The organism is Fontivita pretiosa, assembly GCF_050410795.1.
In the GTDB taxonomy this organism is placed as follows: domain Bacteria; phylum Planctomycetota; class Phycisphaerae; order Tepidisphaerales; family Tepidisphaeraceae; genus Fontivita; species Fontivita pretiosa.
The window spans coordinates 2,620,382-2,632,651 of record NZ_CP191258.1 but is presented as its reverse complement, the minus strand read 5'-3'; the positions used below and the strand labels follow the sequence as shown (position 1 = coordinate 2,632,651).

General features: G+C 65.5%; 12 protein-coding genes. 5 read left to right on the top strand and 7 right to left on the bottom strand.

Features of this window, described 5'->3' with window-relative positions:
- Window positions 1-63: 63 nt before the first annotated feature.
- From ACQS5P_RS10630 to ACQS5P_RS10620, 3 genes are read right to left on the bottom strand one after another with little or no spacing between them, the layout of a single operon-like run.
- The gene (locus ACQS5P_RS10630) at window positions 64-861 is read right to left on the bottom strand and encodes a hypothetical protein (RefSeq protein ID WP_428940870.1); all 798 of its coding nucleotides are present in this window, start codon (window positions 859-861) and stop codon (window positions 64-66) included.
- 23 nt (window positions 862-884) lie between these two features.
- The gene (gene tadA / locus ACQS5P_RS10625; protein ID WP_428940869.1) at window positions 885-1,352 is read right to left on the bottom strand and encodes a tRNA adenosine(34) deaminase TadA; all 468 of its coding nucleotides are present in this window, start codon (window positions 1,350-1,352) and stop codon (window positions 885-887) included.
- A 38-nt stretch (window positions 1,353-1,390) separates the two neighbouring features.
- On the bottom strand, window positions 1,391-1,651 hold the full coding sequence (locus ACQS5P_RS10620; protein ID WP_428940868.1) for a NifU family protein: 261 nt from the start codon (window positions 1,649-1,651) through the stop codon (window positions 1,391-1,393).
- Between the two features lie 103 nt (window positions 1,652-1,754).
- Here ACQS5P_RS10620 and ACQS5P_RS10615 point away from each other — a divergent pair, with 103 nt between their 5' ends.
- Window positions 1,755-2,459: a hypothetical protein gene (locus ACQS5P_RS10615; protein ID WP_428940867.1), complete on the top strand. Its 705-nt coding sequence runs from the start codon at window positions 1,755-1,757 to the stop codon at window positions 2,457-2,459.
- A gap of 558 nt (window positions 2,460-3,017) precedes the next feature.
- Here ACQS5P_RS10615 and ACQS5P_RS10610 read toward each other — a convergent pair.
- Window positions 3,018-3,359: an RNA recognition motif domain-containing protein gene (locus ACQS5P_RS10610; RefSeq protein WP_428940866.1), complete on the bottom strand. Its 342-nt coding sequence runs from the start codon at window positions 3,357-3,359 to the stop codon at window positions 3,018-3,020.
- 559 nt (window positions 3,360-3,918) lie between these two features.
- On the opposite strand from ACQS5P_RS10610, the gene murA reads away from it, so the two are divergent.
- A complete protein-coding gene (murA, locus tag ACQS5P_RS10605; protein ID WP_428940865.1) occupies window positions 3,919-5,217 on the top strand; it encodes a UDP-N-acetylglucosamine 1-carboxyvinyltransferase in 1,299 nt (432 codons plus the stop codon).
- Between the two features lie 54 nt (window positions 5,218-5,271).
- On the opposite strand, the gene ACQS5P_RS10600 is transcribed toward murA, so the two are convergent.
- The gene (locus tag ACQS5P_RS10600) at window positions 5,272-5,739 is read right to left on the bottom strand and encodes an NUDIX domain-containing protein (RefSeq protein WP_428940864.1); all 468 of its coding nucleotides are present in this window, start codon (window positions 5,737-5,739) and stop codon (window positions 5,272-5,274) included.
- Between the two features lie 12 nt (window positions 5,740-5,751).
- The gene (gene dprA / locus ACQS5P_RS10595; protein ID WP_428940863.1) at window positions 5,752-6,975 is read right to left on the bottom strand and encodes a DNA-processing protein DprA; all 1,224 of its coding nucleotides are present in this window, start codon (window positions 6,973-6,975) and stop codon (window positions 5,752-5,754) included.
- A 175-nt stretch (window positions 6,976-7,150) separates the two neighbouring features.
- Here dprA and ACQS5P_RS10590 point away from each other — a divergent pair, with 175 nt between their 5' ends.
- Complete coding sequence (locus tag ACQS5P_RS10590) at window positions 7,151-9,166, top strand: TRAP transporter large permease subunit (protein WP_428940862.1); 2,016 nt, start codon at window positions 7,151-7,153, stop codon at window positions 9,164-9,166.
- A 2-nt stretch (window positions 9,167-9,168) separates the two neighbouring features.
- Here the strand turns inward: ACQS5P_RS10590 and ACQS5P_RS10585 are convergent, their stop codons facing one another.
- Window positions 9,169-10,110, bottom strand: a complete 942-nt coding sequence (locus tag ACQS5P_RS10585) for an aldo/keto reductase (protein WP_428940861.1) — start codon at window positions 10,108-10,110, stop codon at window positions 9,169-9,171.
- Window positions 10,111-10,134: 24 nt separating this feature from the next.
- On the opposite strand from ACQS5P_RS10585, the gene rph reads away from it, so the two are divergent.
- Window positions 10,135-10,914: a ribonuclease PH gene (rph, locus tag ACQS5P_RS10580; RefSeq protein WP_428940860.1), complete on the top strand. Its 780-nt coding sequence runs from the start codon at window positions 10,135-10,137 to the stop codon at window positions 10,912-10,914.
- 146 nt (window positions 10,915-11,060) lie between these two features.
- Window positions 11,061-12,206: a hypothetical protein gene (locus ACQS5P_RS10575; protein WP_428940859.1), complete on the top strand. Its 1,146-nt coding sequence runs from the start codon at window positions 11,061-11,063 to the stop codon at window positions 12,204-12,206.
- Window positions 12,207-12,270 lie beyond the last annotated feature (64 nt).

Genomic DNA, 12,270 nt, shown 5'->3' with positions numbered 1-12,270 from the left:
GGCGTCTGACACCCGGGCTGTGCGCCCGCGCGGGCGGCACGCGCCGTGACACAGCCGCGCGGATCACTTGCTGCCTTCCGGCAGCAGCCGGCCGGCTTCACGCAGACGCTTGAACGTCCGCCGCCGCAGCAGGAAATACGGCCTGGTGATGAACCGGTGCAGCCGGATCAGCCAGCTCCTGCGTTCGGCGGCGGCCAGCTCCTCGGGGGTCATCTCGTCTGGGCGAAGCTTCTTCTTGTGCTTGAGGATGTGGTACAGATCCTCGCGCTGAAGCTGGCGCAGCAGCTTACGGTTCAGCCACGTGTTGCCCAGCTCGTGCAGGTCGTAGCTGATCTGGAAGTCGATCAGATGCGGCAGCCCGTCGTCGCCGAGCAGGATGTTCTCGGGCTTGTTGGTATCGACGTAGGCGATGTCGCGGCGATGCAGCTCGCGCAGCAATGCCACGAGCTGATCGAAAAATCCGTCCGGCACCGACCGATCGCGCGACAGTGGCCGGCCCTGGACGTATGCGTGCACGAATCCGGTCTGCCCGACAGTACCAAGCAGCGGCGGGACGTTGGGCAGGTCTGACAGCTTCTTGTAGAAGCGCATCTCCCGCCGGCACAGCCACCTTCCCACCCACGCCAGCGGAAACCCGGCAAAGTCCTCGGTGCGGCTCATCTTCAGCACGACGCGCTGGCCGGCATTGGAAACGTAGAACCCCGTTGCGGCCCAGAAGTCGTGCTTGTGCGTGCGCTCGTGGCGATACGTGACGCCATTGAGCACGATCGTGGCCGGCAGGTCGCGCCGCCCCAGGGCGCGCATCGAGTACACGATGCGAGGGTTGGGGGTACGCGATGCTGGCCCTGCCTGCGACGACACAACCCCGGATTATAACGTCGCAGCTATTTCTTCCCCATCGCCCGCTGGTCGCGGAAGAAGGCTCGCAGCAGCTCGGCACATTCGTCGGCCAGGACTCCGGATGTCACGTGCACGCGGTGGTTGAGGCGCTGGTCCTCGCAGATCTGATACAGCGTGCGGACCGCGCCGGCCTTGGGGTCGTCGCAGCCGTAGATCAGCTTGGGGATGCGGGCGTTGACGATGGCCCCGGCGCACATCGGGCAGGGCTCGAGCGTCACGACCAGCACACAATCCAGAAGTCGCCAGTCGCCCAAGGCGCGCGACGCCTCGCGGATGGCCAGGATCTCGGCGTGCGCGGTGGGATCACGATCGATCTGCCGGCGGTTGTGTCCCCGGCCGATGATGCGGCTGGTCGGTTCATGTACGATCACGCACCCGATCGGAACTTCGTCGATCGCGCGAGCCCGCTCCGCCTCGGCGATCGCCTGGCGCATCCACAGTTCCGGCTGCATTTGTCTGAATCCGGCAGGGACCGATCCCGGGCTTTGGCTCACTGCACCGGAACCACCGCGGTGACCTCGGGCACCTTTTCACGCAGATTACGTTCGATGCCCATCTGGAGAGTCATGGTGCTGCTGGGGCAGCCGTGGCAGGCGCCGTGGAAGCGGATGTGCACGACCCCGTCTTCCTTCACGTCCACCAGTTCGATATCACCCCCGTCCGCCTGCACGGCCGGACGGATCAGGTTGATCACGCCCTGAACCCGCTCGCGAACGCTGGGGGCCGGTTGTGGTTGGGCGGCTGTCGGCATGAGTTCCTCGGCTAAGTACGCTTCAGAGTATAGCCCCCACAGGCTGGTCGGACAATACAAACTCCGCTATCCTCAGCTTCGGCACAGGAAGGAGTGCAGTTTCATGTGCGCAGCAGGTTACCGACCGCGAATCTACAACGGCGACGGGGACGCCTTGATGCAGCACGAGCATCAGGACTTCGCCGAACGAATCACCCTCGTGCCCGATGCCCTGCCCAGCAAGATCCCCGATGCCCGCCCGCGGCTGCGTATCATGTGGGGACAGCATCTGCTGGAGGATCTGCTCGTCGGACGCTACCACTCGCTGGTCTGCGCCGTCAATCCGATAGACAACAGCCACGGGATCATCTCCCAACTGGCGGCGCTGCTGCCCACCAGCCAGTGGAACGAGCAGTCCATCACCGAATACGCCCGTAGCTACAGCGCCGCGGGCGGCGAGAAAGTCCGAGTCATCAAGTACGACATGGACATGCTGGAGGTGCTGGCGGTGCTCCGTCCGGCGGGACACGCACACCTGACGCTTGGCGATCTGGCCTCGGCATTCAAGCTGGTCGCGGAGATGATCCGGCGAAAGCCCGCGCGCCTGCCCACCGCCTCGGTCAGCTTCCTGGGCGCCCGCGCCAACAGGCTGGTCGGTCCCGACGGCAATGAACCCAGCTTCGAGGACGTGCTCAGCACCATGTATCACGCAGGCTACAGCGGGGATGTCTATCCCTCGCCGGCCATGTGGTCGCTGGGGCGAATGGGCCTGTTCGCACGATATCCGTTTCCACCGTTGCTGGACCAACTGCGATCAGGCGGGTTCTAAAGCGGGCAGGGGGGGTAACACAGCCCGCACACCGCGCCGGCCGGCTGACTCGCCATTACCCCATCCCATCCCAGCGTTCCGGATCCTCCTGTTGTGCTTCGGCCCAGCGGTCGCGATTCACAGTCTCGGCCCTTCTCATGTCCACCGCCTGGTCGCGGACCAGGCGGACTGTGCCGGGCGTCAATTCAGAACACCGCCTTCGCTGCGAGCCGACGCGATCAGGATCGGGACGATCGTTCACCTGAGGTGCCCTCCGGATTGAACAGCATGAACCGTATCCGGGCGGCGGGCAAATCGAAGGGTTGCTTTGGTGAAGCAGGCAACTCATAGCAGAGGCGCGAGGCCGGGCAGAATGGAAAACGAAAACGACCCGGGCGGGTGGGAGCAGGGGTAAAACCTCTGCGCACCGGCACCGGGTCGTTGTTGAGTCCGCTGGAAATTGTCGGACGTTACATTGCGGGGTTCATCGCCGCCACCAAGGGCATTTCAGATGCCACCCCGTTACCGAGGCGGATCGAATGCCGGCTGGTTGAGCGATGACCGCCCGCGGGTCGGTCATTAGTAGCGGTTGCCGCGGTCGCGTCCGCCGCCGCGACGTTCGCCGCGGTCGCGTCCTCCACCGCCGAACCCACCGCCGCCACGGGGACGCTCCTCGCGCGGCTTGGCCTCGTTGACGGTCAAGGCCCGGCCGTTGTTCTGCTGCCCGTTGAGGGCGGCGATGGCGGCCTGAGCCTCCTCATCGGAGGACATCTCGACGAATCCGAACCCCTTGCTCCGGCCGGTCATCCGGTCGCTGACCACTTCGGCGCTCTGCACCGTGCCGTGCTGCGAAAACAACTGCTCCAACTCCGAGCTATCGACCGAATAGCTCAAGTTCCCAACATACAAACGCTTGCCCATAAAGGCTCCAAACTACGATACACGACCCACCATTACTTTCGGGGTCGTAGCTGAAAGGGGCTTACGCTCGGCCCAGAGGGATGAGAGGGCGACACAGACGATGTGATGCGGACGCACACGAACGCGAACCGTAACCATGACCGCTGTCAGTCCAAACCCAACCAAGCCAAACTGTAGCATTGCCCGGAGGAAAAGCAAATAGAAAACCTGCGGAATTTGCGGGGGAAGCACACCGCCTCGCCGCACACGACATGGTGGCCAGCGCAGGCCGCTGCCGCTCCGCTTGGCCACGCCCGCGCGGCGCTGCCATGAGCCGACAAAATCTTCCGCGCCCGCATTCCACAGCCTTGAATTCCACCGCGGGCACATCCACAATGGCCCGGTGCCGAACGCGGCCACTGACTGACCCATAATCCGCTGCGTTCGCGCACGGCAGCATTGTTTGATCGTCGGTCGAAGGACTGGCCGATAGACCGAAGCGTCGTGGCCACAGCCGCGCCTCTGTAATCGCGACTGAGCCGGCCACACCTTTCGGGCCTGGGGCCCAAGGAAGGGCGGTATGGATTCCTTTCGCATTCGCGGCGGCAGTCGTCTCAAGGGCAAAATCGAGATTTCCGGATCGAAAAACAGCGCCTTGCCGATCATGGCCGCGGCGCTGATGGCCGAAGGCACTACCACGCTTCGGGGCGTGCCGCGGCTGACCGATATTGACTCGATGTCCAAGCTGCTGGGGGAGCTGGGATGCCATGTCTACCGGCACGAAGCGCCCGAAAGCGTCGTGGCCGGACCCAGCCTCAACGGCCCGCTGGATATCACCGTTCAGGACCAGTCGCGCTGCGAGGCCCGCTACGACATCGTCAAAACCATGCGCGCCAGCATCTGCGTGCTGGGGCCGCTGCTGGCCAAACGCGGACGCGCGGTGGTCTCGATCCCCGGGGGCTGCGCGATCGGCGACAGGCCGGTCGATCTGCACGTCCGCGGCCTCCAGAAGCTCGGCGCGGAGTTTCGCACCGAAAACGGCAACATCGTCGGCGAGGTCCATGGCAGGCTCAAAGGCTGTCGCATGTACCTGGGCGGCGCGCAGGGACCCACGGTCCTGGGGACGATCAACGTCATGTGCGCCGCCTCGCTGGCTGAAGGCGAAACCGTCCTCGTCGGCGCCGCCTGCGAGCCGGAAGTCGTCGATTGCGCTGAAATGCTGATCAAGATGGGCGCCAAAATCCGCGGCCACGGAACCCCGGAAATACACATCGAAGGCGTGCAGCGACTGCTCGGCGTGGAGCATCGGATCATCCCGGATCGGATCGAGGCCGGCACCTTTATCATCGCCGCCGCCATCACCAACGGCGAGCTGGAACTGAAAAACTGCAACCTGGATCACCTGGTGGCGGTGATCGACCGGCTGGAAGAAGTCGGCGTGCGCATCGCCCGCGAGAACGGAACGGTCTTCGTCTCGTGCGATCGGCGGATCAATCCGGTGGAGATGACCACCCAGCCATACCCGGGATTTCCCACCGACCTTCAGGCGCAGCTCATGGCGCTGCTGTGTCTGGGAGACGGCATCAGCGTGATCACCGAGCGGATTTTCCCCGACCGCTTTCTGCACGTGGGGGAACTGAACCGCATGGGCGCCCGCATCCGCAAGGAAGGCGCCACCGCGGTCGTGCAGGGTGTTAAGCAGCTCCAGGGCGCCAATGTCATGGCCTCGGACCTGCGCGCCAGTGCCGCTCTGGTTCTGGCGGGGCTGGTGGCGCGCGGCGTGACGACGATCGATCGCGTGTATCACATCGACCGGGGATACGAGAAGATCGAGCAGAAGCTCCAGGCCGTCGGCGCCGACATCGAACGGATCCGCTGAATAAGGGGTCGGGAGTCTTTTCCGATGGCAAAACAAAGACTCCCGACCCCTTTTTCACAGTCGCACCTGAAGATGCGCCCGGGCGGGGGCGGGGGCCAGGACGTGGTGCAACAGGTCGGCCAGCAGTTGCCGCTCGCTGGGCCACATCAGCAGCGATTCGATCTGCCGGCGCGGCACCCAGCGGAACGCGTCGTGTTCGGCGTTGAGCACGACCGGCGCATCGCGATCCACCACCGCGCAGAACGGCACCGCGTGCCACAGCGTGTCGTCCACGTCCGTGTAGAACGACTCGACACTGCCCAGCCGATAAAGCTCCCGCGGCGAGAGGCCCGCCTCCTCGCGCAGCTCGCGCAAGGCGGCGGCGACGTAGCTCTCGTGCGGCTCGACCCCGCCGCGAACCAGTTGCCACGTCCCGCCCAAATAATCCCCCGCCGCCCGATGCAGTTGCAGAAACTCGTGCGAGCCGCCGCTTTCGTCGGGGCGGATAACGAACACACTGACCATGTCGTGGCGAACGTTCATAGGCACAGGCGTTCACGGGGCGCTGCGCGACCGGCGCGCGTAGGTCTGTCCATCCACGCGGCGCACGGCGCCCTTAAGGCTCAGAAACGTCAGCTCCTGAAGCACCAGGTGCACGGGCAGGCTCGTGCGCTGGACGATCGTGTCGATGTTCGTGGGCTGCTCATCGATCCCGCACAACACCGTCCGCTGCTGATCGCTCAGTTGCACCGTCGCGTTGGCGGCGTGCGGAGCTGATTGGCGCTGCTCAACCGGCTCCGTGACCGCATCCGAATCCTTCGTCTGGCGAGGCTCGAACAGCAGCGGCTCGATCGCGCCCTGGGGCAACGGATGCAGCCCCTCGATGATCTCCTCCAGGTTCGTGACAAGCGTTGCGCCTTCGCGAATCAGCCTGTGCGGGCCGATCGCCATGCGGTTATCCACGCGTCCCGGCAGCGCGAACACCGGGCGCCCGTGGTCGTCGCACGCCTGCCGCGCCGTGATCAGCGCTCCACTGCGTTCGTCGGCCTCGATCACCAGCACGCCTCGGGACATTCCGCTGACGATCCGGTTGCGCCGGGGAAAATTCTCGGCGGCGGGCGGCGTGCCGATCGGATACTCGCTGAGGATCGCGCCGCGAGCGGCGATCTGCTCGAAGAGGCTTGCGTTTTCCGGGGGATAGATGCTGTCGATGCCGCAGCCCAGAACGGCGATGGTCCGGCCCTGGGGGTGCGAGATTGCCCCGCGATGGGCCGCCGAATCGATCCCCCGCGCCCCGCCGCTGACGACGGTGATCCCCGCGCCGGCCAGCAGGGCGCCGAACCGCTCGGCCTGCTCGCGCCCGTAATAGCTGCATCGCCGCGAGCCGACAATCGCCAGCGCGTTCAGGTCGCGCGGCTCCACAGATCCCTTGACGTACAGTACGCCCGGGGGATCGGGAATGTCGCGCAGCAGGGTGGGATACAGCTCATCATCCGGGCAGATGATCGAAACGCCGAGCTGGTGGGCGCGATCGAGTTCACGAGGCGCCTGGTCGGCGGCGCGACGCAGCGACTGGTGGATCTGCGATGCTTTGGCCTGCCCGATGCCATCGATGCTTCGCAGCAGCGCCGGCGATGCCGAGCAGGCAAGCTCGGCGCTTCGCGCCACGTCGATGAGCCGGCGCGTGAGGATCGGGCCGATGCCCTCGGCCAGGGCCAGTTGCAGCCAGTGGATCAGCGCCACACCGCGCAGCGTATCGGCGCTGCGGTCGAACAGCAACGGGCATGCCCCGGGGATTTGTTTGAAGCGTGCAATACCGCCAGACTTGGCGGACTTTGCTCGGAGCACAACCGGCCCGGGACCTTCACAGCCGTACGCCCCTGTCGTACCATGCGGGGCAGCAAACTCCCGGTAATGCTTTGACCGGCTCTGAATGGATTCACAGGCCAAGCCGATGCAGCATGAAGCGAACGAGCAAGCCGCGCCGACCTCCACGGCCAGCCCCCCGCCGCCAATTCAGGCACCCAGCCGGGTGATTTCGGCGTTTTCGCGATGGGCCGTGCGACTGGAAAACGCCGTGGTCATCCTCACGCTGATCGCGATGGTCCTGCTGCCGATCTGGGGCAGTTGTTTGCGTCTGGCGGCGAACCTCTGGCGGTGGTACCTGGGAAATCCGGCGCCGTCGGACCCACGGCTGATTCAGGGGCTGGACCTGATCAACCGTTTCGCGATCTCCGGGATGGGGTCGATGATCCAGCACGGCAGCCTGATCGTCGGGCTGGTGGGCGGGGCGATCGCAGCCAGACAGAACCGGCTGCTGTCGCTGGCGACGGCGACGATGTTGCCGGCGGGCTGGCCGCAACGCGTGGCGCGGATCTTCGCCGGCACCGTCGCCGCCGTCGTGTCGGCGATGCTGGCGCTGGCCAGTTACCAGTTCCTGCTTACCGAGCGCGAAGCGGGCTACACGCTGGCCTACGACGTGCCCCGCTGGTGGGTGGAGTGCATCCTGCCGATCGGCTTCGGGTTGATTGCCATTCGGATTCTGTGGCATGCCGCCGACGGATGGATCGGCCGGGCGGTGGCGCTGCTGCTGTCGGCGGGGCTGTTCATCGCCGGCGCCGCGATCGAGCAGCCGCCGGATTCTCTGGCGTACGCGGCCATGGCGGCGCTGCTGATCGCGACGGTTTTCGGGACCCCGATCTTCGCGACGCTCGGGGGTTTTGCATTGATCTTCTTCTGGTGGGAGCAATCCCCCATCGCCGCCATTCCCATCGCCCATTACAGCCTGGTGGTCAACCCGACGCTGCCGACGATCCCGCTGTTCACGCTGGCGGGGTACATCCTGGCCGAGGGCGGGGCGTCCAGGCGGCTGGTGGGCGTGTTCGAGACGCTGCTGAGCAACATCCGCGGCGGGCCGGCGATCGTGACCGTGGTGGTGTGTGCGTTTTTCACCTCGTTCACGGGAGCATCGGGGGTGACGATCCTGGCGCTGGGCGGGCTGCTGATGCCGATCCTGCTGGCGGCGCGATACTCGGAGCGAGCAGCGCTGGGACTGCTCACGGGCTCGGGCGCGCTGGGCATGCTCTTCCCGCCCTGCCTGCCGCTGATTCTCTATTCGATCATCGCGCAGCACTCGTTGCGATCCAACCCGCAGCTCGCCGCCGGCGGGGCGAGCGTGACCATCGAGGGCATTTTTCTGGCGGCCATCGTGCCGGGGATCGTGCTGACGGTGATGACCGCGGCACTGGGCGTGTGGATGGGGCCAAAGCGGCAGGACCGCGGCGACGCACGCGCGTTCAGCATCAGCCGGGCGAGTGGCGCCGTCTGGACCGCCAAGTGGGAACTGCTCGTGCCGGTGGTGGCGCTGGCAAGCCTGTTCGGCGGGTTCGCGACGCCGGTCGAGGCGGCGGCGATCACCGCGGCCTACGCCTTCTTCACCCAGTTCATCGTCTGGCGCGACCTGCGGATCGTGCGCGACCTGCCACGCGTGTTCATCGAATGCGGGCTGGTCATCGGCGGCGTGCTTCTGATCCTGGGCGTGGCACAGGGGCTGACCAATTATCTCATCGACGCGAGGGTTCCGGATCGCGCCGTCGAGTGGGTTACCGCATCCGTCAAGTCGCCGCTGATGTTCCTGCTGCTGCTGAATCTGTTCCTGCTGATCGTCGGCTGCCTGATGGACGTCTACTCCGCCATCGTGGTGGTCGTGCCGCTGCTGATCCCGATCGCCTTCGAGTTCAACATCGATCCGCTGCACCTGGGCGTGATCTTCCTGGCCAACCTGGAACTGGGCTTTCTTACTCCGCCGGTGGGGATGAACCTTTTCCTCTCGTCGTACCGTTTCAACAAGCCGCTGATGGAGGTGGCGCGGTCGATCGTGCCGATCCTGATCCTCCAGTTGATCGGTGTGCTGTTGATCACGTACGTTCCGCCGCTGACCACGACCCTGCCGAGATGGCTGGGGTATTGAAGCTAGATTCCGCCCGGATTCCACCAGACGCGCCCCTTGTTGGCGATGGCTTCGACGGCGCGGCGGCGGATGTCGTGCATCTGTTCGGGTGACAGTGGCGTGAAGGAGCGCGCGGCCTCGAAGGCGGCGTCCTGTTCGTTGGGGAAACTCATCCCCAGCAGAGCCACATCCGGATCGCAGCTCAGGGTGTAGTGCAGGCACTGGCTGACGGTCAGATGGGGAAGCTGCGGCGCGTCGGGCGATGTTGCGCCGCCGGAGCTGACTTTGCCGCGCGGTCGCTGCTGGAGGGGCTGGTTGTAGCCGGTGGTGTCGCCCAGGAGCTTGCCGGCGCCGAAGGTCTTGAAGCAGACCGTGCCCACGTTGAGCTTTCTGGCCAGAGGCAGAATCTCATCGACGTATCGTGGATGCACGTAGGGTCCGACGGGGAACATGACCAGGTCACACAGCCCCGATTGCAGGGCGGCGACAAGCGTGTCCGGGTCGTGGCTGGAGACCCCGCGGAAGCGGACCATGCCGGCCCGGACGCAGTTGTCGAGCTGCTCCATTCCCCCTCCGGGGCCGGCGACCCTCCGCCAGTCGTCCAGTGTGGACAGTCCATGAAAGACGAAAGCATCGACGTAATCGAGCCGCATTCGCGCCAGGCTTGCCTGGACCTGTGGCGTGATCGGCTCGTGGAAGTGGTCGATCTTGGAGATCACGAACATGCGGTCGCGCACGCCCCTGACGGCCTGGCCGACAATCTGCTCGGAGTATCCGTCCTCGTAGTTGGGGGCGGTGTCGATGAGGTTCAGGCCGGCGTCGATGGCGCGTCGTGCGGTGGCGACACATTGCTCGATGGGGATCTTGCGATCGGCGAGGTCGCCGATGCCAAGAATGGTGGCCACAAAGCCCGTTCGTCCCAGCGGCCGGCGGGGTTGGAAGCGAATCGGAGGGTTGGTCGTCATGAAGCGGAGTATATACTGGCGGGCATGCGAGCGGATGGACGGGCCAACGATCAGCTTCGTGAGGTGAAAATCACACGGCAGTTCACGCAGGCGCCGGCGGGGTCGGTGCTTTGGCAGCAGGGACGCACGATCGTGCTGTGCATGGCGTCGATCACGCCCGAGGTGCCGCCCTGGTTTCCGGACGATCGTCCCGGCGGGTGGGTGACGGCGGATTACGTGATGTTGCCCGGCTCGACCCCGCAGCGTAAGGACTGGCCGCGCATCGGGCATACCGATTCCCGCGGCACGGAGATTCAGCGAATCATCGGGCGGACGATCCGCGCGATCGTGGACCTGTCGAAAATCGGGCCCAACACGATCCACCTGGACTGTCATGTTCTTCAGGCCGACGGCGGCACGCGCACGGCGGCGATCTGCGCGGCGTACGTGGCGCTGGCCGATGCGCTGGGCAAGCTTCCCGCCGAGATTGCTCCGCCGCCCACAGCGCCGGCGCCGGATCGTCCCATCCCCGCACGCTTCGATCCGAAGTACTATGATCCCGGCCATGCGCTGGTGGATGAGCTGGCGGCGGTAAGCGTGGGGATCGTCGATGGAGAGATCCGTCTGGACCTTGACTACGCCGACGACTGTCGGGCCCAGGTGGACATGAACATCGCCTACACCGCCGGCGGGAAGTTCGTGGAGATTCAGGGGTCGGCCGAGAACGGCGGGGGGTTCGATCGGTCGCAGATGCAGGCGATGACAGAGCTTGCGATCACGGGCTGCCAGCAGCTCATGGACAGAATTCGCGCCGCGCGCTCGTAGCCATGCACACCTGTCCGTGGGTCGGTTTGTGGATCCGCAGCCGGGGAACCGGGGTTTGTGGCTAGGAATGAATTGGGCAGGAGTGCAGGCAGTCGGCTAGAATCGCGACGCCAGCGGTTCTGCGGAACTGGATTGGAGTTTTGACGATGCTGAAATCGCGCATCCTGATCCTCGGCCTGATTCTGGGTTTGAGTTCCTGCTCCTCGGATACCAGCAAGCCCCAGGCTGCGCCGCGGGTGCAGCCGCAGGCGCTGCCCAGGGTGCAGCCCCAGCAGCCGCCGCGAACTTCCCCGGCGCAACCGTCGGGGGCAAAGTATCATGCACAGGGCGCTGTCAACGACGCGCCGGCCCCGCCCAAAGGAGCGCAGTACACGATCTACTGCGGTCGGATCGAGGGACCGATGCACGTGGAGCGGGCCAATCGCGTCAAGAATGAGCTGATCGCCAGCACCGGAATGCCCGACTGGTATGTCGTGCATGAGAACGGGCAAAGTCTGCTGTATTACGGTTATTACAAGGCGATCAATGATCCGGAGCAACCCGGGGAGACACAGCGTGCCCAGACGGATCGGCGACGGATCGACCTGATGACCGATCCGATGGGCAATCGTCCGTTCCGCGAGGCGTTGTTCGTGGAGCTGGCGGCGCCGGACCCGCAGGCGCCGCCGGAGTGGAACCTGGCCAACGCCAAGGGGTACTGGTCGCTTCAGATTGCGGCGTACAAGGACAGCCCGGATCGCAAGCAGGCGGCGGTCGATGCGGTTCGCGAGGCGCGGGCGCAGGGAGTGGAGGCGTACTACTACCACGGACCGACGGTCAGCTCGGTGTGCATCGGGGCCTGGCCGATGCACGCGGTCAAGGCGCAGGAGAAAGGCTCGGCTCGCACGCAGGATCCGGATCGTGCGATGATGGTTCTGTCGGCGGGGCTGCCGCGGGAGTTCGCGCGGGCGGCGGCGGCGCTGGCGGGCAAGCAGAACATCGAGGTGCTGGAACCCAGGGTCGAGATCGTCGATCCGTCCATGCGGGCCACGATCCAGCAGTATCCCACCCACGCCATCAATGGCCTGGTCCATACGCGCATGATCAACGGCGTGTCGCAGCCGGATCCGTCGTTTCTGGTGGTGATTCCCAACCAGGGCCGGGATTCGGTGCTTTCGGCCAGGCCCGCGTCGGGGGCAGGATCGCCTGCCCTGCCGTACGATACAACCTTTGCGCCATCGGCGGACAGGCCGCCGGTGGCACATGAGCCTGCCCGTCAGGGGCAGGGGCGGCTGCGTTCATTCGATCGGTGAGGTTTTCGGTCCCGATGCTATCAGTCCAAAGGGCCAGTCTCCACCAGGCTGGTTTCCAACGGTT

What these genes read in the sequence shown, in the direction of transcription:
- ACQS5P_RS10575 (WP_428940859.1), top strand. Translation starts at nt 11,061, where the DNA reads ATGCTGAAATCGCGCATCCTGATCCTCGGCCTGATTCTGGGTTTGAGT.
- ACQS5P_RS10610 (WP_428940866.1), bottom strand. Translation starts at nt 3,359, where the DNA reads ATGGGCAAGCGTTTGTATGTTGGGAACTTGAGCTATTCGGTCGATAGC.
- ACQS5P_RS10585 (WP_428940861.1), bottom strand. Translation starts at nt 10,110, where the DNA reads ATGACGACCAACCCTCCGATTCGCTTCCAACCCCGCCGGCCGCTGGGA.
- ACQS5P_RS10600 (WP_428940864.1), bottom strand. Translation starts at nt 5,739, where the DNA reads ATGAACGTTCGCCACGACATGGTCAGTGTGTTCGTTATCCGCCCCGAC.
- ACQS5P_RS10615 (WP_428940867.1), top strand. Translation starts at nt 1,755, where the DNA reads ATGTGCGCAGCAGGTTACCGACCGCGAATCTACAACGGCGACGGGGAC.
- tadA (WP_428940869.1), bottom strand. Translation starts at nt 1,352, where the DNA reads ATGCAGCCGGAACTGTGGATGCGCCAGGCGATCGCCGAGGCGGAGCGG.
- murA (WP_428940865.1), top strand. Translation starts at nt 3,919, where the DNA reads ATGGATTCCTTTCGCATTCGCGGCGGCAGTCGTCTCAAGGGCAAAATC.
- rph (WP_428940860.1), top strand. Translation starts at nt 10,135, where the DNA reads ATGCGAGCGGATGGACGGGCCAACGATCAGCTTCGTGAGGTGAAAATC.
- ACQS5P_RS10620 (WP_428940868.1), bottom strand. Translation starts at nt 1,651, where the DNA reads ATGCCGACAGCCGCCCAACCACAACCGGCCCCCAGCGTTCGCGAGCGG.
- ACQS5P_RS10590 (WP_428940862.1), top strand. Translation starts at nt 7,151, where the DNA reads ATGCAGCATGAAGCGAACGAGCAAGCCGCGCCGACCTCCACGGCCAGC.